Consider the following 18569-nt stretch of genomic DNA (forward strand, 5'->3'; position numbering starts at 1 on the left):
CGGTGACCGCCAAGGCCGCCGACCTCCGGCTGCAGATCACCGCCAACTCCGGCGCCCCCGGCGGCCAGATCGCCGAGTTCCAGATCTTCGGCACCCCGGCCGCCAACCCCGACCTCACCGTCACGAATCTCACCTGGACGCCCGCAGCGCCGACCGCGACGACCGCCATCACGCTGTCGAGCACGGTCAGGAACGCGGGCACGGCGGGCTCGGCCGCGACCTCGGTCACCTTCTACGCCGGCACCACCAAGGTCGGCACCGCCGCCGTGGGCGCCCTGGCCACCGGCGCCTCCACCACCGTCTCGGCGAACATCGGGACCAGGAGCGCGGGGACGTACCAGCTCTCGGCCAAGGCCGACGAGGACGGCAAGGTCGTCGAGCAGAACGAGAGCAACAACACCTTCACCGCGCCGGCGTCCCTGGTCGTCGCCGAGGCTCCCGGACCCGACCTGCAGGTCCTCAGCATCACGGCCAACCCGCCGAACCCCGCCGCCGGAGCGCGGGTCACCTTCACCGTGGCCGTGAAGAACCGCGGCACCAGCACCACCGGCGCCACCACGGTCACCCGGGTCGCGGTGGGCGGCACCACGCTCGACACCCAGACGCCGCCGATCGCCGCCGGTGCGACCGCCGACGTGGCCGTCAGCGGCAGCTGGACCGCCACCAGCGGCGGCGCCACCGTCACCGCCACCGCCGACGCGACCGGCGTCGTGGCGGAGACCGACGAGGGCAACAACTCGCTCGCGCAGGCGATCACGGTCGGGCGCGGCGCCTCGGTGCCGTACGTCGAGTACGAGGCCGAGGCCGCCGGTTACCAGGGGACCCTGCTGCAGGCGGACCCGCTGCGCACCTTCGGCCACACCAACTTCGCGACCGAGTCGTCGGGCCGGAAGTCGGTCCGGCTCAACAGCACCGGCCAGTACGTCGAGTTCACCTCCACCAACCCCGCCAACTCGATCGTGGTGCGCAACTCGATCCCGGACGCGGCGGGCGGCGGCGGCATCGAGGCCACGCTCAGCCTGTACGTCGACGGCGTCTTCGCGCGGAAGCTCACCCTGTCGTCCCGGCACAGCTGGCTGTACGGCACCAGCGACGACCCGGAGGCGCTGACCAACACCCCGCAGGCCGACGCGCGGCGGCTGTTCGACGAGGCGCACGCGCTCCTGTCACGCTCGTACCCGGCCGGCACCAAGTTCCGGCTGCAGCGGGACGCCGGCGACAACGCCGCCTTCTACATCATCGACCTGATCGACCTGGAGCAGGTGGCGCCCCCGGCCGACAAGCCGGCCGAATGCACCTCCATCACCGAGTACGGCGCGGTCCCCGACGACGGCAACGACGACACGGCCGCGATCCAGCGGGCGGTCACCGACGACCAGAACGGCGTCATCACCTGCGTGTGGATCCCGCCGGGCCAGTGGCGGCAGGAGAAGAAGATCCTCACCGACGATCCGCTGAACCGCGGCCAGTACAACCAGGTCGGCATCAGCAACGTCACGATCCGCGGCGCGGGCATGTGGCACTCCCAGCTCTACACCCTGACCGAGCCCCACCTGGCGACGGGCGGCATCAACCACCCGCACGAGGGCAACTTCGGCTTCGACATCGACAACAACGTCCAGCTCTCCGACCTGGCCATCTTCGGCTCCGGCCGCATCCGCGGCGGCCCCGGCGGCGCCGAGGGCGGGGTCGGGCTGAACGGGCGGTTCGGCAGGAACACGAAGATCGCCAACGTGTGGATCGAGCACGCCAACGTGGGCGTCTGGGTCGGCCGCGACTACGACAACATCCCCGAGCTGTGGGGGCCGGCCGACGGGCTGCAGTTCAGCGGCATGCGCATTCGCAACACGTACGCCGATGGCATCAACTTCAGCAACGGGACGCGGAACTCGCGGGTGTTCAACTCCACCTTCCGCACCACCGGCGACGACTCCCTCGCCGTCTGGGCCAACCGGTTCGTGAAGGACCCGTCGATGGACATCGCGCATGACAACACGTTCGTCAACAACACCATCCAGCTCCCGTGGCGGGCGAACGGCATCGCGATCTACGGCGGTTACGACAACAAGATCGAGAACAACCTCGTCTACGACACGATGAACTACCCGGGCATCATGCTCGCCACCGACCACGACCCGCTGCCCTTCTCCGGCCAGACGCTGATCGCCAACAACGCGCTGCACCGCTGCGGCGGCGTCTTCTGGGGTGAGGCCCAGAAGTTCGGCGCCATCACGCTCTTCGCCCAGAACAGGGACATCACCGGCGTGACCATCCGCGACACCGACATCTCCGACTCGACCTACGACGGCATCCAGTTCAAGGGGGGCGGCGGCAACATGCCGAACGTCGCCATCACCGGCGTCCGCATCGACAGGTCCAACAACGGCGCCGGCATCCTGGCCCAGGGCAGCGCCCGCGGCAGCGCGACGCTGACCGGCGTCACCATCACGAACTCGGCGACCGGCGACATCGTCAGGGAACCGGGTACGACCTTCCAGATCACCGGCGGGTGACGCCGCACGGGGCCTGAACGCCACACGGCCGATCAGGCCCGAGGACACCGCGACTCCGGGAGCGACCCGCCCCGGAGTCGCGGCCGTCCGGGGTGTGACGCCCCTGGCGGCGAGGGACCCGGCGGCGGGAGGAGGCGGCCGCGACGAGCAGGTCCAGCGAGCCCGGGGAGGCCGCCGCCGTGGCGCGTGTCGGAGCAGGGTGATGACGGCGGCCGAGGCCAGGTGGGTGAGGACGAGACGGGCGTCCGGCCGGCGCGCTCGCCGGCCAGGACGGACGCCGGGTGTCCCTGGCCAGGGTCAGTAGAGCCAGCGGTAGGAGCGCACCACGGCTCCGGCGTCGAGGTCGGCCGCCCGGCGGGCGTCGGAGGTGCGCACCGCGCGGAAGGCGCCGGTGAGCTCCTCGCCCAGCGCCGCGCGGATCCGCTGGTTGCCCAGCAACGCGTCGAGCTGCTCCGTCACCGTGGTGGGCAGCCGGTGGACGCCGTGCTCGGCGCGCCGGGCCTCGCTCCAGGTCCCCGGGTCCTCCTGCACCGGGTCGGGCGGCGTGAGCCCGTCCTCGATGCCGGCCAGCCCGGCGGCGATGACGGCGGTGAGCGCGAGGTAGGGGTTGGCGGCGGCGTCGGACGGCTTGAGCTCGACGTTGGCGTGCGCCGGTCCCAGCAGCGGGGTGGCCGGTACGAGCCGCAGCGCCGCCTCCCGGTTCTCCACGCCCCAGCAGGTGAACGCGCCCGTCCAGAACCCCGGCCGCAGCCGTTGCAGCGACGACAGGCTCGGCGCGGTGACGGCCACGACCGCGGGCAGGTCGCGCAGCAGCCCGGCGAGGTAGGCCCCGCCCTCGGCCGTCATGCCGGCCGGGCCGTCGCCGCCGGACAGCAGGTTCGTGCCGGCCCGGGACAGCGAGGTGTGCAGATGCCAGCCGTTGCCCACCTGGCCCATCGTGACCAGCGGGGCGAAGCTGGCGCGCAGCCCGTGCGCCCGGGCGGCCGCGTGCACCGTCTGCCGGGCCAGGAGCTGCCGGTCGGCGGCGGTGACCGGGTCGGACGGTGCGATGTTGAACTCGAACTGCCCCGGCCCGTATTCGCCGTGGAACTGGCCGACGGGCACCCCGTTGCGGTCGAGGTCGCGCAGCAGCTGCTCGGCGAAGGCGTCCACGGCCAGCATCTTGGCCGGCCCGTAGGACGGCCCCTCGTAGACGGGCCGCAGCTCGTCGCCGTCGTCGCCGTCGGCCCGGCTGAGGTGGAACTCCATCTCGTAACCGGCCAGGAACTCCAGGCCGAGCGCCCCGGCCCGGGCGACCTGCCGCTCCAGCGCGCCCCGCTGGTCGTACGGCCACGGGGACCCGTCGGCCGCCACCTGCCGCCCCGGCACCCACGCGAACCCGGGCTGCCCGGCCAGCCGGACCAGCCGCTCGACAACCGGCACCAGCCGGATGTCACCCGAGGGAGTGCCCAGCGGGGCGTGCTCGAAGGTGATGGTGTCGTGCGAGTCGAACACCGCGAACAGCGGCGTCACCCCGACCCCGAGCCTGGCCGCCGCGCCGAACTGGCCGGCGGGCACCGTGCGCGACCGTGGGATGCCGTTGTTGTCGGCCCAGACGATCGTGACGCCGGCCACGCCCGTCGCGGCCAGATCGAGATCCTCCGTGCCGCCCTGCTGCGCGCCGGCGGTTACCTGGTCGAGCATTCGGCATCCCCTCACGAGCAGTCACTCGCCATAGCCACTTGGAGTAGCCAAGATACTACTCTCCGCGTCGATCGCGGCAGGCCGCCCGCTCGCGGGCAGCGGGATGCTGCCGGCGATAAGGTGCGTCACGTGGAGGAACTGGGGCATCTGTTTCGTTCGGCCGCTGAGCACGCGGCCGCCTACCGGCGCTCGTTGCCCGACCGGCCGGTCGGACCGCCGATCGACCTGGACGCGCTGATCGCCGCGTTCTCCGGCCCGCTGCCCTCCGCCCCCACACCGGCGGACCGGGTGCTGGCCGACCTGCTCGCCGCGGCCGAACCCGGCCTGGTCGCGACCGCCGGCCCGCGATATTTCGGGTTCGTGGTCGGCGGCGCGTCGCCGGCCGCGACCGCGGCCGACATCCTGGCCGCCGGCTGGGACCAGCTCGCGACCAACACCGTCACGTCGCCGGCGGCGGTCGCGGCCGAGGCCGCCGCCGGGGCCTGGCTGAAGGAACTGCTGGGGATCCCGCCGTCGGCATCGACCGGGTTCGTCACGGGCGGCCAGGCGGCCAATACCGCCGGGCTCGCCGCCGCCCGGCACCAGGTGCTGGCGGACGCGGGCTGGGACGTGGAGCGGCGCGGGCTGCTCGGAGCGCCGCGGATCCGGGTGATCGCCGGGGAGGAGCGGCACGTGACCATCGACCGGTCCCTGCGCCTGCTGGGCCTCGGCACCGACGTGGTGGAGCCGGTGCCGGCTGGGCCGAACGGCGCCGTCGACGTCGATGCGCTGGCGGAGCGGCTGCGAGCCGGCTCACCGGGCCCGACCGTCGTGTGCCTCCAGGCCGGCAACGTGAACACCGGCGCCTGCGACCCGCTCCGGGAGGCGTGCGAGCTGGTCCACCGGCACGGCGGGTGGGCGCACGTGGACGGGGCGTTCGGGCTGTGGGCCGCGGCCGCCCCCGGGACCCGGCATCTGGTGGACGGGCTGGAGCTGGCCGACTCCTGGGCCTGTGACGGTCACAAGTGGCTGAATCTCCCGTACGACTCGGGCTTCGTGTTCTGCGCGCGGCCCGACGCGCACGCGGCGGCGATGTCCTTCGCCGCCGCGTACCTGGTCGGATCGGGCGGTGTGCCCGTGGGAGCGGACCTCACCGCCGAGTCCTCGCGCCGCGCCCGCGGGTTCGCCGCGTGGGCCGGGCTGCGGGAGCTGGGGCGCGACGGGGTCGCGGCCCTGGTCGAGCGCTGCTGCGCGCTGGCCCGGCGGTTCGCCGAGGGGCTGACCGCGGCGGGGTTCGAGGTGGTGAACGAGGTGGTGCTCAACCAGGTGCTGGTCGGCTTCGGCGACGACGCGCGCACCGACCGCGTGGTGGCGGCGGTGCAGGCGGACGGCACCTGCTGGGCGGGCGGCACCACCTGGCGGGGCCGGCGGCTGATGCGGATCTCGGTGTCGAACGCCACCACCGCGGAGGCGGACGTGGACCGGTCGGTCGCCGCGATCACCCGCGCCGCCGCCTGACACCGGCCGGAACCGCCCGCCGGCGCGGCTGCCTCCGTGACAAGAGGGTCACCAGCACAAGAGGGTCACCAGTCGATGGCGCGGGCCAGCGGCGTGCCCTGCCCCGGCGACAGCGGCTCGGTCAGCATGAACGGCATCTGCGCCATGAACCGGGGCTCGGTCCCCAGATGCTCCTGGGCGGCGTGCACGGTGAACGGGTGCACCACGTAGGCGTCCCCGGGGCTCCCGGTGGCGAGCGCCACCGGCCGGTCCTCGCCGGTCGCGTCGAAGAGCGGCCCCATCTGCATCGGGTCGAGCACCTGCTCGTCCAGCACCTTGGCCAGGTCGCGCTGGGAGCCGGCGCGCACCCGGGTCGGCGCGTCGTCCGGGCCGACCTCCGAGAACAGCACCAGCAGCAGGAGCGTGGCCGGCCGGTTGCTCACCCCCCAGGTGCCGTCGGGCCGCGCCGTGTTGGAGTCGACGTGCCAGCCCCGGTCGTCGGCCGGCGGCACCCGGGGGAAGCGGACCGGGATGTTGCCGACGCTGCCGCGCCGCGCCCACCCTCCCGGGCCGGCCACCGCGTCCAGCGCCGCGTGCAGCCGCGGGCTGGCCATGAACTGCCCGAACGGCCCCTCCCCGGTCAGGTCGGCCGTCCACACCACCGGCTGCGTCCACCCGGCCGGGTCGTCCGGCGACAGCCCGATGCGCTGCCACAACAACGCCCTGGCCGCGTCACCGACCTCGCGTGGCACGATCTGCTCCACCTTGGCGAAACCGTCGGCGACGAACTGCTCGACATCGATGATTCCCATGCTCAGGACGCTACCAACGCCGTCCACTGCTTTTTCCGACCCCCGTGCCGCATCAGGCGCGGGAGTCGAGGTGCTGCCGGATGGCGGCCATGACGGCCTGCGGGGAGGCGCCGCGGCTGAAGGTCGCGACGACGACCTGGTCGCTCTCCTGGGGTTGTTCGAGGTGGCGGAAGGTGGCGATGACGTAGCCGAGGGCGTGGTCGAGCCGCTCGCTCGGGTCGTACGTGCCGCCGGCCCGCAGCCAGCCGCGCAGGACCTGGTTGTGCGCGGCCACCACGGAGGCCGCCATGAGCTCGGCGCGCAGGCCGGCGTCGGGGGAGTCGCCGAGCCATTCGCCCACGAACTCGCGGAACAGCCGCTGGTAACGGGCCACGCTGGCGATCTCGCGGTCGCGCAGCGCGGGCACCTTGCGCACCAGGCGGTAGCGGCGCAGCGACACCTCCGCGTCGTCGACATAGTGGGCGAGGACGATCCGGACCGCGTCGGTGATGGCCACGATCGCGGTGTCGGCGGTGGAGGCGCGCAGCCGGGCCGCGATCCGGTCGAGCAGCGTGTCGTGGTCGGGGAAGATCGCGTCTTCCTTGGAGCGGTGGTAGCGGAAGAACGTGCTGCGGCTGACGCCTGCTCGCGCGGCGATGTCGTCGACGGTGGTCTCGTCGTAGCCGTGCTCGTCGAAGAGCGCCACGGCGGCTTCGGCCAGGCGCTGGCTGATGGGCGGTGTCGGCACGTGGCCATTGTCCCGGAAGCCGGGGCTGTTCAGGAGGAGCGATACTGAGTATCGTGCATATGAAACTGAGTCTTACCCGGTGGTGGTGAATGGCAGCGCACGGCACTGCGGGCAGCCTGGCCCGTCTCAAGGAGCGCCTGGACGAGGCGGTGCACGTCGGCGAGGCGCGCGCGGCGGCCAAGCAGCACGCCAAGGGCCGGCTGACCGCCCGCGAGCGCGTCGAACGGCTGCTGGACCCCGGCTCGTTCGTGGAGCTGGACGCCCTCGCCAAGGGCACGCTGGGCCACGGCGACGGCGTGGTCACCGGCCACGGCACGGTGGACGGGCGCCAGGTGTGCGTGTTCTCGCAGGACTTCACGGTGGCCGGCGGCTCGCTGGGCGAGGTGTACGGGCAGAAGATCTGCAAGGTCATGGACCTGGCGATGCGCACCGGCTGCCCGATCATCGGCATCAACGAGGGCGCCGGCGCCCGCATCCAGGAGGGCGTGGTCTCGCTCGGCCTGTACGGCGAGATCTTCCGCCGCAACATCCGCGCCTCGGGGGTGATCCCGCAGATCTCGCTCATCATGGGCGCCTGCGCGGGTGGCCACGTCTACTCCCCGGCGCTCACCGACTTCACGATCATGGTGGACGAGTCCTCCCACATGTTCGTCACCGGCCCCGACGTGATCAAGACGGTCACCGGCGAGGACGTCACCTTCGAGGACCTGGGCGGCGGCCGGGTGCACAACAGCCGCAGCGGCGTGGCCCACTACCTGGCCTCCGACGAGGAGGACGCGCTCGACTACGCGAGGGGCCTGCTGGCGTACCTGCCGGACAACAACCTCGACGAGCCGCCGCACCCCGAGTTCGAGGCCGACCTGGAGCCGTCCGCCGGCGACCTGGCGCTGGACGAGCTGGTGCCGGACTCGCCGAACCAGCCGTACGACATGCACGAGGTCATCGCCGCGCTGCTGGACGACGGCGACTTCCTGGAGGTGCAGGCGCTGTTCGCGCCGAACATCGTGATCGGCTTCGGCCGGGTCGAGGGCCGCCCGGTCGGCGTGGTCGCCAACCAGCCGATGCGGCTGGCCGGGACGCTGGACATCGACGCCTCGGAGAAGGCCGCCCGGTTCGTGCGCACCTGCGATGCCTTCAGCATCCCGGTGCTCACGCTGGTGGACGTGCCCGGCTTCCTGCCCGGCACCGGCCAGGAGTGGAACGGCATCATCCGGCGCGGCGCCAAGCTCCTGTACGCCTACGGCGAGGCCACGGTGCCGCTGGTCACGGTGATCACCCGCAAGGCGTACGGGGGCGCGTACGACGTGATGGGCTCCAAGCACCTGGGCGCGGACGTCAACCTGGCCTGGTCCACGGCGCAGATCGCGGTGATGGGCGCCCAGGGCGCGGTCAACATCCTGCACCGCAAGCGCCTGGCCGCCGCCGGCGACCCCGACGCGCTGCGCGCCGAGCTGATCGCCGAGTACGAGGACACCCTGGCCACCCCCTACCTGGCGGCCGAGCGCGGCTACGTGGACGCGGTCATCCGGCCGAGCGAGACCCGCCGCGAGGTCACCCGGGCGCTGCGGCTGCTGCGCGGCAAGCGCGACGCCCTGCCGCCCAAGAAGCACGGGAACATCCCGCTATGAGGGTGATCAAGGGAGATCCCACGCCGGAGGAGCTGGCCGCCCTCGTCGTCGCCCTGCGCACGCTGCGCCAGGAGCCCGCCCCACGGCCGGCCGTCCGGCCCCGGCGCGTGTTGCGCCGCCCCCTCGCCCGAGGCCCGCGCGGCTGGCGGGAGTCGAGCTGGAATCTTGGAGGACACCTGTGAGCCTGCGCAAGGTGCTGGTCGCCAACCGCGGTGAGATCGCCGTCCGCGTCGTGCGGGCCTGCCGGGACGCCGGCATCGGGTGCGTGGCGGTCTACGCCGACCCCGATCGCGACGCGCTGCACGTACGGCTGGCCGACGAGGCGTACGCGCTGGGCGGGGCGACGCCCGCCGAGACGTACCTGTCGATCGAGAAGATCGTCGAGGTGGCGGCGCGGTCGGGAGCCGACGCCGTGCACCCCGGCTACGGTTTCCTGGCCGAGAACGCCGCGTTCGCCCAGGCGGTCATCGACGCCGGGCTGGTCTGGATCGGCCCGCCGCCCGCCGCGATCACCGCGCTCGGCGACAAGGTGCGGGCCCGGCACCTCGCCCAGCAGGTCGGCGCGCCGCTGGTCCCCGGGACGCCCGACCCGGTGTCCGGGGTCGAGGAGGTCCTGCGGTTCGCCGAGCGGCACGGGCTGCCGATCGCGATCAAGGCGGCGTTCGGCGGCGGCGGGCGCGGCCTGAAGGTGGCCCGCACCCTGGAGGAGATCCCCGACCTGTACGACAGCGCCGTCCGCGAGGCCGTGGCGGCCTTCGGCCGGGGCGAGTGCTTCGTCGAGCGCTACCTCGACCGGCCCCGCCACGTGGAGACCCAGTGCCTGGCCGACGCGCACGGCACCGTGGTCGTGGTGAGCACCCGCGACTGCTCGCTCCAGCGCCGCCACCAGAAGCTCGTCGAGGAGGCCCCGGCCCCCTTCCTCACCCCCGAGCAGGAGGCGCTGCTGCGCGAGTCGTCGAAGGCGCTCCTGCGCGCGGCCGGTTACGTCGGCGCCGGGACCTGCGAGTTCCTGGTCGGCCAGGACGGCACCGTCTCCTTCCTGGAGGTCAACACCCGCCTGCAGGTCGAGCACCCGGTCACCGAGGAGGTGACCGGCATCGACCTGGTCCGCGAGATGTTCCGCATAGCCGACGGCGAACCTCTCGGCTACGACGACCCCGCGCCGCGCGGCCACTCCATCGAGTTCCGCGTCAACGCCGAGGACCCCGGCCGCGGCTTCCTGCCCGCCCCCGGCACCATCACCGGCTGGCGCGCGCCCTCCGGCCCGGGTGTCCGCCTGGACAGCGGCTACGAGCAGGGCGAGACCGTGCCGGGCGCGTTCGACTCCCTGGTCGCCAAGCTGATCGTCACCGGGGCCACCCGTACCCAGGCGCTGGAGCGCGCCCGCCGGGCGCTGGCCGAGTACGAGATCGACGGCATGCCCACCGCGCTGCCCTTCCACCGGGCCGTCGTCCAGGACCCCGCCTTCACCGCAGAGCCGTTCACCGTGCACACCCGCTGGATCGAGACCGAGTTCGACAACCGGATCGCGCCCTACGCGGGCGAGATCGCGGCCGGGGAGCCGGAGGAGCGGGAGCGCGTCACGGTCGAGGTGGCGGGCAAGCGCCTGGAGGTCGTCCTCCCGGCCGGGCTCGGAGCCGCCGCCGGCGGCGCGCGGAAGCCCGCGGCCGCCCGCCGGGCCAGGACGGCGGCGGCGCCCGCCGCCGGTGGCGACGCGCTGGTCAGCCCCATGCAGGGCACGATCGTCAAGGTGGTCGCCGCCGACGGCGACAGCGTGACGACCGGCGACACCGTCGTCGTGCTGGAGGCCATGAAGATGGAGCAGCCGCTCACCGCGCACAAGGACGGCACCGTGGTGGGCCTGTCCGCGGCGACCGGGGCCACGGTGACGGCGGGCGCGGTGATCTGCGAGATCAAGGACCCGGCATGACCCGGGAGCGCCCTCGGCCTGCTCCGCGACCTGACGGCCCACCTCACCGCCCGGGCGCCCCGTCTAGGGCCGGAGCAGCAGGTTGATGACCACGGTCAGCACCACCGACAGCAGGATCGACAGGACGATCATCGCCAGGCACCCCGTCCACCCGCCCAGCGGTGTGACATCCCACCTTCCGAACCTCATACCGCATGCGCCTACCCGCGGACGCGACCCGAAATCCCCTGGTCAGGCCATGTCCTGGCGCGCCTGCCGAGGAGGAGGTGAGCGGCCGGCTCAGAGGGCGTCGAGGAGTTGCCGCATGCGGGCGATCTCGATGCGCTGGTCCGAGTCGACGTGGGTGGCGAACTGGTCGATCTCCGGCTCCAGGCCGCCCTTCTCGGTGTACAGGCGCTCCACCATCTGCAGCGCGCCGGTGTGGTGCTGGATCATGTACCGGTAGAAGAGCCGGTCGAACTGTTCGCCCTTGGCCTCCCGGAGCTCGGTGAGCTGGGCGTCGGTGAGCATGCCGGGCATGAGCGCGCCGCCGTGGTCGTGGGCGGAGTCCGCGCCGGGCACCGGTTCCATGCGGTCGCGCAGCCAGCGCACCATCAGGTCCATCTCGTCCCGCTGGGAGACGTCGATGCGCTTGGCGAGCCGCGGCAGGCTGGTGCTCTTGGCCCGCCCGGCGACCAGGCCGGTCATCTCCAGCGCCTGGGCGTGGTGGCGGATCATCCCCTGCATGAACCGTACGTCCGCGGCGGTGTGCCCGGTGCCGGGCTGCTCGATCTCGTCCAGCGGCACCACCTGGCCGGTCTCGCCGGGCCGTCCCGGCTGGACGACGGTCACGGAGGAGGAGGACCCGCCGGACGTGCACCCGGTGAGCGCGCCGGCCACGATCAGGAGCGAGGGGACGAGAAGGCGTAACGAGATCATGAAGGACGCTCGCTTCGAAAGTGCCACATATCGGATATATCCGGAAAATCGGACAGCATATAGCTCAGCTCACCAAATTACTTTAGTGTCCGCATAACCGTCGTGCCGATATCTGACGGTTCAGTCGGACATCTGGGCCGTTCCGGGCTGCGGCACGGCGCGTTGGGTCACGCCGAAGTACCGGAAAAGGAGGGGTGCGACCCATGCAGGAGATCAGTACGGCACGACGACGTGCCGGGTTACGCGGCCTGGCGGTGATCGCGGCGGGGGTGATCCTGGCCGGGATACTGCCCACAGCCGCGGTGTCAGCCGAGCCGGCTCCGCTTCCGGCCGATCCGGCCACGCAGCAGGCCGACCCGCGGGTCGGCCTGGGCGCCGGCTGGCTCGACGCCCAGCAGGCGGCCAGCGGGCTGCAGCTCGTCGGCCACCAGAACCGGCCGGAGGGCTTCTTCCAGCCCGACAACCCGGGCAATCTCGCATTCGCCAACTCCGACCTCGCGCTCGCCGGCAACCACGCGTTCGTCGGGAACTTCCACGGCTTCAACATCTACGACATCTCCCAGCCGTCCCAGCCGGCCCTGAAGACCTCCGTGGTCTGCCCGGGCGGCCAGGGTGACCTGTCGGTGTACGGCAACCTGCTCTTCATGTCGGTCGAGGAGACCCGGGGCCGGCTCGACTGCGGCACCCAGGGCGCCCCCGGCTCCGTGAACCCGGAGCGCTTCCGCGGCGTCCGGATCTTCGACGTGAGCAACATCTCCCAGCCGGTCCAGGTCGCCGCGGTGCAGACCTGCCGCGGCTCGCACACGCACAGCGTGGTGACCGGCAAGCAGGACCGGGACAACGTCTACATCTACGTCTCCGGCACCGCCGGGGTGCGCAACGCCCAGGAGCTGGCCGGCTGCGTGAACGCGCCGGCGACCGACCTGAACACCGCCCTGTGGCGGATCGAGGTCATCAAGGTCCCGCTGGCCGCCCCGCAGAACGCGGCGATCGTCAGCCAGCCCCGGGTGTTCACCGACCCGGCGACCGGCGCGATCAACGGCCTGCAGAACACCCTGCCCGCGCCGACGCACCCGTCCGGCGGCAACTGGTCCCCGCAGCCGGTGACCAGCGCCTGCCACGACCTCACCGCGTTCCCGGCGCTGAACCTGGTCGCCGGCGCCTGCGCGGGCAACGGCATCCTGCTCGACACCACCGACCCGGCCGCGCCGGTCCGGCTGGACGAGGTCTCCGACCCCAACTTCGCGTACTGGCACTCGGCGACGCTGAGCAACGACGGGAAGAAGGTCGTCTTCACCGACGAGTGGGGCGGCGGCACCGGCGCCCGCTGCCGGGAGACCGACGAGCTGTCGTGGGGCGCGAACGCCATCTTCGACATCGTGAACGGCAAGATGGAGTTCCGCAGCTACTACAAGATGCCCGCGGTGCAGACCACCACGGAAAACTGCGTCGCGCACAACGGGTCGCTGATCCCGGTGCCGGGGCGGGACATCATGGTCCAGGGCTGGTACCAGGGCGGCGTGTCGGCGTTCGACTTCACCGACTCGGCCAACCCGAAGGAGATCGCCTTCTTCGACCGGGGCCCGATCAGCGCCACCCAGCTGTTCACCGGCGGCATCTGGTCCGCGTACTACTACAACGGGCGCGTGTACGGCTCCGAGATCGCCCGCGGTCTGGACGTCTTCGAGCTGACCCCGACCAAGGACCTGGCGGAGGCGGAGATCGCCGCCGCGGCCAAGGTCAGGTACGACGTGTTCAACGCCCAGCACCAGCCGCAGGTGGTCCACCAGCCCAGCTTCGAGCTGGTCCGGGCGTACCAGGTGCAGGCCGAGCGGGCCGGCACGATGCGGAAGGGCACCGCCATCGCGGTGGACCGGCTCATCGACTCGGCCGAGCGGCTGGCCGACCGGCGGTTGAAGAAGATCGCCGCGATCGAGCTGCGCACCGCGGCCCGGCTGCTCAAGACCTCTGACCCGGCCCAGGCCGCCCTGGCCAAGGCGCTCAACGACCTGGCCAGAGCTCTCGACTAGCACGGCGGTACGACACCACGAGGGGCGCTCCCGCCAGGGGCGCCCCTTTTGCCGTTCGCTGGGGTGACGCAAATGTCGTCGAAATTCTGCAAATACCGCAGCATTTCGCGAATCCCGCCAGGAAAATTCAGCGGAAAGTGCGTCGATGACGTAGATAAAGTGGCGATTCGTGGCCCCATCTCCCAAACGCCGCCTTCTGGGTTTCCTCCGGCTGGCCGGCTGGCCGTGGCTGACGGCCGTCTCCCTCCTTGAGCTGTTCCTCCTGGTGGAGCCGACCGCGGTGGCCCTGGTGACCGGTGAGCTGGTGGGCCGCCTGGCGCAGGGCGCGGCCCGGCGGGACGCCTTCGGGAGCGGCATCGGGACGATGCTGGCGCTGCTCGGCGCGCTGCTGGTCGCCGGCAACGTGCTCCGCTCGATGAGCCGGCCGCTGGCCGAGCGGGTGGGACGGCGGATCGACGCCGCGGTCCGCGAGGAGCTGACCTCCCGGGTGCTGGCGCTGCCGACCCTGGACCGGGTGGCGGACGTCGCCGTCCAGGACGAGCTGTCGACCATGCGTTCGCCGCTGCTGACCTGGACCGACGAGGGCATCGGCAGCGCGGCGGTGGGCCGGTTCCGGGCGGGGCTGACCATGGCCGGGCTGGTGACGGCGATGCTGGTGCTTTCCTCGGTGGTGTGGTGGTGGGGCCCGGCGACGGCCGCGGTGGCGCTGCTGCTGGGCCGTCACCGGGCCGGCATGTGGCGTGAGTTCTTCCGGGTGGTGTCCGGCACCATGCCGGCCGCGCTGCGCGGGCGCGCGTGGGCCGCGATGATGTCGGACAGCCGGGACGCCAAGGAGGTCCGGATCTTCGGGCTGACCGGCTGGCTGGAGAAGCACGCGGACGAGAACATCGCCGAGGCCATGCGGCAGGTCATCGAGTCGAGGGTCGCCCTGCTCCGGCGGGAGCTGTCGGTCTTCCTCGGATGGGCGGCCACCGCGTCGGTGGTGTACGTGGCGGTGGCCACCTCCGGCGAGGTGTCGGTGGGCCGGATCGCCGCGACGATCGGCGCGGTCTCCGCCATGTTCGTCATCTCCATGTCGAGCCAGGGGGAGGACCTGGACGAGGTCGCGATGCCTGCCGTGGACGCGGTCACCCGGATCCGCGCGCTCGCCCCCGGCCTGGAGCCGCCGCCCGGACCGGCCGGCGGCGAGGTCGCCCTGCGCGACGTGGTCTTCGGGTACGGGGACGTCCGCGTGCTGGACGGCGTGACGCTGACCCTCCGGCCCGGCGAGGTGATCGCGGTCGTGGGCGTGAACGGGGCGGGGAAGACGACCCTCGCCAAGCTCCTCACCGGCCAGCACCGGCCGCTGAGCGGCACCGTGGTCACCGAGCCCACGGCGTACGCGGTCTACCAGGACTTCAACCGGTACGAGCTGAGCGCGTACGAGAACATCAGGATCGCGGCGCCGCGGGCCACGCGGGAGCAGGTCGAGGCGGCGGCCGCCGCCGTGGACGCGACCGCGATGATCGAGAGGCTGGCCCAGGGCTGGGAGACGGTGCTCTCACCCAAGTACACCGGCGGCGGCGACCTGTCCGGCGGCCAGTGGCAGAAGATCGCGCTGGCCAGGGCGGCGCTGGCGGCCGCCTGCGGAGCGCGGCTCCTCGTGCTGGACGAGCCGACCGCCAACCTGGACATCGAGGCCGAGCTGGAGGCGTTCGACCGCATCCGCCAGGTGCGGGAGCGGGCGGCCGTTGTCCTGATCTCGCACCGGTTCTCCACCGTGCGGAAGGCGGACCGGATCGTCGTGCTGTCCGGCGGGCGGATCACCGAGGACGGCACCCACGACGAGCTGCTCGCCGCCGGCGGGGAGTACGCGCGGATGTTCCACCTCCAGGCCCGGCAGTTCGAGGAGAGCGCATGAAGGCCGTCCCACCCGCGAACCCGGCGGTCCGAGGAGGGCGCATGAGGGCCGCCGAGCTCCGTACCCTGCTGGCCGAGTGCCTGCGTCACGCTCCCGGGCGAACGTGGCTGCTGCTCGTCCTGACCCCGCTGAGCGCCGTCACCCCCGGCCTGACCGCCCTCGGCCTGCGGTGGATCGTGGACGGCGTGCTGTCCGGGTCCCGTCCGCTGCTGATCGGCGGCGCGCTCTGCGCGGCGACGGCCGGCGCGTTCGTGCTGGCCGGTGGGCGCGTCATCGAGGTGCAGGCCGGCCTGCTGGGCGGCGAGGTCGGCACCGTGCTGGACCGGCGGATCATGCGATGGTGCGCGACCCTGCCGACCACCGCGCACCTGGAGGACACGGAGTCGCTGCGCCGGATCGAGCAGATCCGCGGGCTCGGCCCGCGGACCGTCGTCACCGGGATGCAGTCCCTCACCGTGGCGCAGAGCGGGCTCTGGCTGGTCGTCACGGCGGTCCTGCTGGCCTGGGTGCATCCCGTGCTGCTCGTGCTGCCGCTCTTCGCGGTGCCCTCGATGCTGCTCACCCGAACCGCCGCACGCAGGACCGAGGCGGCCAGGGCGGAGACCGCCGAGCACAACCGGGCCGAACAGCACCTCTTCACGATGATCACCGAGGCGAACGCGGCCAAGGAGCTCCGGCTCGGCACCTCCGGCGCGCACGCCGCCGCGCTCGCGCGCCGCCTGCGCGAGGAGCGGACCGCGATCCTCTGGCGGGCCACCCTCGCCGTCGGCGGCCTCAACCTGGCCGGCTCGCTCGTCTTCGTGCTGGCCTTCATCGGCGCCCTGTTCCTCACCGCGCGGCTGGCCCTGTCGGGCGCGGTCAGCCCGGGGGCGCTGCTGCTGGTGGCCACGCTCGGCGGCCAGATCAGGGGGCAGCTCGACCTGCTCACGAACGCGATCACCCGCTCCGCCCGCGGCCTCACCATGGTCGGTCACTATCTCTGGCTGCGCGACCTGTACGGGACGAGCACCAGCGGGACGCTCTCCCCGCCCGACCGGCTCCGCGAGGGCATCACCCTGTCCGGCGTGGACTTCTCCTACGGCGGGCCGCCCGTGCTGCGCGGCATCGACCTGCACCTCCCGGCCGGGGCCACGGTGGCGCTGGTCGGCGACCACGGCAGCGGGAAGACGACCCTGGTCAAGCTGCTGTGCGGGTTCTACCGCCCGACCGCCGGGACCGTCACCGTGGACGGCACGCCCCTCACCGAGCTGGACCCCGCGGGCTGGCGGGACCGGGTGACCGCGGCCTTCCAGGACTTCAGCCGGTTCCCGTTCCTGGCCCGCGAGGCCGTCGGCGTGGGCGACCTGCCCAGGATGCGGGAGATCGAGCGGGCCGCCGGGAAGGGCGGCGCCGCCCAGGTCTTCGCCCGCCTGCCGGAGGGCGAAGAGACCCGGCTCGGCAAGGCCCTCGGCGACGGTACCGAGCTCTCCGGCGGCCAGTGGCAGAAGATCGCCCTGTCACGGGCGTTCATGCGGTCCACGCCGCTCCTCGCCGTGCTGGACGAGCCGACGGCCGCGCTGGACGCGGCCGCCGAGCACGAGGTCTACCAGCGCTACGCGGAGGCGGCCCGGGAGTGGCAGCACGCCACCGGCGGGATCACCCTGCTGGTCTCGCACCGGTTCGCCACCATCCGGATGGCCGACCTGATCGTCGTGCTGGGCGGCGGGCGGATCGTCGAGTGCGGCACCCACGCCGAGCTCATGGACCTCGCCGGACGGTACGCCCGCCTGTACGACCTCCAGGCCGCCGCCTACAGGTCATGAGCAGTGTTCGAAGGGACTGGTGTACGAGCTGCTCCCGACGGAGCCGCCCCACTTGACGCACACGCCGGGCGCGGACCGCTTGACGGGTCCCGCGTAATAGCCGAAACTCCCCGAGTTCGTCGTCCTGGTCTGCCCCTCCGGCTCGAGGAAGGCCGACATCGACGACGGCGATCCGACGTTCGTCGTCTTCAGCGTCACCACGCAGTTGTAGCCGTTGCCCGAGTTGTAGAGCAGGTAGGTGCGACCGCCGGTGAGGCCGGCCGAGTCGATGACCGCGTACCCGCCGCCGCAGACCTCCTCGGGCGTGTAGGGGTTGCCGCCGCAGGAGTTGGTGCTGGTGATGGCCTTCTTCTCGCCCAGGGACACGGTCACGCCGTCCACGGTGGGGCTGGTGTCCACCGCGCCGGTGGTGGTGCGCTGCTCGTAGTGCAGGTGGGGAGCGGTGGAGCCGCCGGTGGAGCCGACCGTGCCGATCGTGGTGCCCTGGCCGACGCTCATCGAGCCGCCGGCTCCCCGCGCCATGGTGGCGAGGTGGGCGTAACGGGTCCTGCTGCCGTCGGCGTGCCGCACCTCCACCCACTTGCCGTAGCTCGTGTTCCCCGCGTCGTAGAAGTACGCGGTGCCCGCGGCGGTGGCGCGTACGGTCTCGCCGTTGATGTCGTCGCCGCCGTAGTCCTGCCAGTCAAGGGAACCCGACGGGCTGTGGCCGGGGTACCAGTTGTTGGCGTTGAAGGTCTTTCCGCAGTTGAACGGGCTCTTGTGGGCGGTGGCCAGGGCCTCGACGGGGTCGGCGGAGGCGGCCTGGGGGAGCAGCGCCAACGCGAGCGGGATCAGGAGGGCAAGGGCTGGGGCTTTACCGGCGATCATGCTCACCTCGTGAACTGGGGGGGATGATCGTGAAGATAGCTCCGAAAGTTCTCTTCATCAATCCCTGATCGCGTGAAAGTTTCCGGCCTAACGGGTTGCGCCGAAAAGGTACGAGGATGACGGGGCGGTGGCCGTTCAGCGTGCACGTGGTGACCGTCCACTACGCCGACGAGCTGGTACCGCGGGGAGCCTCGGCGAGATTGGCTCCGCGCCGCGCGCCGTGGCCCCGGCCGGGGGTGAGGGGCGGGCAGGAGGGGAAGGACCCTGACGCGGAGTCCCCGGC

Annotated in this window: 14 protein-coding genes; 8 read left to right on the forward strand and 6 right to left on the reverse strand. The window is 72.5% G+C overall.

The window, feature by feature from the left end; translation table 11 throughout:
* On the forward strand, nt 1–2513 hold a 2513-nt coding region (locus ACTWPW_RS47395; protein ID WP_443172632.1), incomplete at its 5' end, for a CARDB domain-containing protein.
* Nucleotides 2514–2810: 297 nt separating this feature from the next.
* On the opposite strand, the gene ACTWPW_RS47400 is transcribed toward ACTWPW_RS47395, so the two are convergent.
* Nucleotides 2811–4196: a glutamine synthetase family protein gene (locus ACTWPW_RS47400; protein ID WP_375114315.1), complete on the reverse strand. Its 1386-nt coding sequence runs from the start codon at nt 4194–4196 to the stop codon at nt 2811–2813.
* A 129-nt stretch (nt 4197–4325) separates the two neighbouring features.
* Here ACTWPW_RS47400 and ACTWPW_RS47405 point away from each other — a divergent pair, with 129 nt between their 5' ends.
* Nucleotides 4326–5693: a pyridoxal phosphate-dependent decarboxylase family protein gene (locus ACTWPW_RS47405; RefSeq protein ID WP_375114314.1), complete on the forward strand. Its 1368-nt coding sequence runs from the start codon at nt 4326–4328 to the stop codon at nt 5691–5693.
* Nucleotides 5694–5758: 65 nt separating this feature from the next.
* Here ACTWPW_RS47405 and ACTWPW_RS47410 read toward each other — a convergent pair whose 3' ends face one another.
* Together ACTWPW_RS47410 and ACTWPW_RS47415 are read right to left on the reverse strand one after the other, a co-directional pair.
* Nucleotides 5759–6484 (reverse strand): phytanoyl-CoA dioxygenase family protein, encoded by a 726-nt coding sequence (locus tag ACTWPW_RS47410; protein ID WP_375114313.1) that lies wholly within the window; start codon nt 6482–6484, stop codon nt 5759–5761.
* A gap of 52 nt (nt 6485–6536) precedes the next feature.
* Entirely contained in the window at nt 6537–7211 is a 675-nt protein-coding gene (locus ACTWPW_RS47415; protein WP_375114312.1) for a TetR/AcrR family transcriptional regulator, read from the reverse strand.
* 89 nt (nt 7212–7300) lie between these two features.
* On the opposite strand from ACTWPW_RS47415, the gene ACTWPW_RS47420 reads away from it, so the two are divergent.
* From ACTWPW_RS47420 to ACTWPW_RS47430, 3 genes are read left to right on the forward strand one after another with little or no spacing between them, the layout of a single operon-like run.
* Nucleotides 7301–8839, forward strand: coding sequence for an acyl-CoA carboxylase subunit beta (locus tag ACTWPW_RS47420; protein ID WP_375114311.1), 1539 nt, complete (start codon nt 7301–7303; stop codon nt 8837–8839).
* Nucleotides 8836–9021, forward strand: a complete 186-nt coding sequence (locus tag ACTWPW_RS47425) for an acyl-CoA carboxylase subunit epsilon (protein ID WP_375114310.1) — start codon at nt 8836–8838, stop codon at nt 9019–9021. Before ACTWPW_RS47420 ends, ACTWPW_RS47425 begins: the two co-directional genes overlap by 4 nt.
* A gap of 2 nt (nt 9022–9023) precedes the next feature.
* Entirely contained in the window at nt 9024–10769 is a 1746-nt protein-coding gene (locus ACTWPW_RS47430) for an acetyl/propionyl/methylcrotonyl-CoA carboxylase subunit alpha (RefSeq protein ID WP_443172653.1), read from the forward strand.
* 63 nt (nt 10770–10832) lie between these two features.
* Here ACTWPW_RS47430 and ACTWPW_RS47435 read toward each other — a convergent pair whose 3' ends face one another.
* Together ACTWPW_RS47435 and ACTWPW_RS47440 are read right to left on the reverse strand one after the other, a co-directional pair.
* Nucleotides 10833–10958 (reverse strand): hypothetical protein, encoded by a 126-nt coding sequence (locus ACTWPW_RS47435; RefSeq protein ID WP_375114309.1) that lies wholly within the window; start codon nt 10956–10958, stop codon nt 10833–10835.
* Between the two features lie 90 nt (nt 10959–11048).
* Nucleotides 11049–11687, reverse strand: coding sequence for a DUF305 domain-containing protein (locus ACTWPW_RS47440; RefSeq protein ID WP_375114308.1), 639 nt, complete (start codon nt 11685–11687; stop codon nt 11049–11051).
* Between the two features lie 203 nt (nt 11688–11890).
* On the opposite strand from ACTWPW_RS47440, the gene ACTWPW_RS47445 reads away from it, so the two are divergent.
* The 3 genes from ACTWPW_RS47445 to ACTWPW_RS47455 all read left to right on the forward strand — a co-directional run bounded on the left by ACTWPW_RS47445 (nt 11891) and on the right by ACTWPW_RS47455 (nt 17419).
* A complete protein-coding gene (locus ACTWPW_RS47445; protein ID WP_443172633.1) occupies nt 11891–13717 on the forward strand; it encodes an LVIVD repeat-containing protein in 1827 nt (608 codons plus the stop codon).
* A gap of 169 nt (nt 13718–13886) precedes the next feature.
* A complete protein-coding gene (locus ACTWPW_RS47450) occupies nt 13887–15617 on the forward strand; it encodes an ATP-binding cassette domain-containing protein (RefSeq protein ID WP_443172634.1) in 1731 nt (576 codons plus the stop codon).
* A gap of 41 nt (nt 15618–15658) precedes the next feature.
* Nucleotides 15659–17419 (forward strand): ABC transporter ATP-binding protein, encoded by a 1761-nt coding sequence (locus ACTWPW_RS47455; RefSeq protein WP_443172635.1) that lies wholly within the window; start codon nt 15659–15661, stop codon nt 17417–17419.
* On the opposite strand, the gene ACTWPW_RS47460 is transcribed toward ACTWPW_RS47455, so the two are convergent.
* Nucleotides 17414–18286 carry a M23 family metallopeptidase gene (locus tag ACTWPW_RS47460; RefSeq protein WP_375114304.1) on the reverse strand — a complete coding sequence of 291 codons (873 nt, stop codon included), beginning with the start codon at nt 18284–18286 and terminating at the stop codon, nt 17414–17416. The two genes, ACTWPW_RS47455 and ACTWPW_RS47460, sit on opposite strands and share 6 nt — an antisense overlap.
* Nucleotides 18287–18569 lie beyond the last annotated feature (283 nt).

This window comes from Nonomuraea sp. KM90 (assembly GCF_052246675.1).
GTDB lineage: Bacteria > Actinomycetota > Actinomycetes > Streptosporangiales > Streptosporangiaceae > Nonomuraea.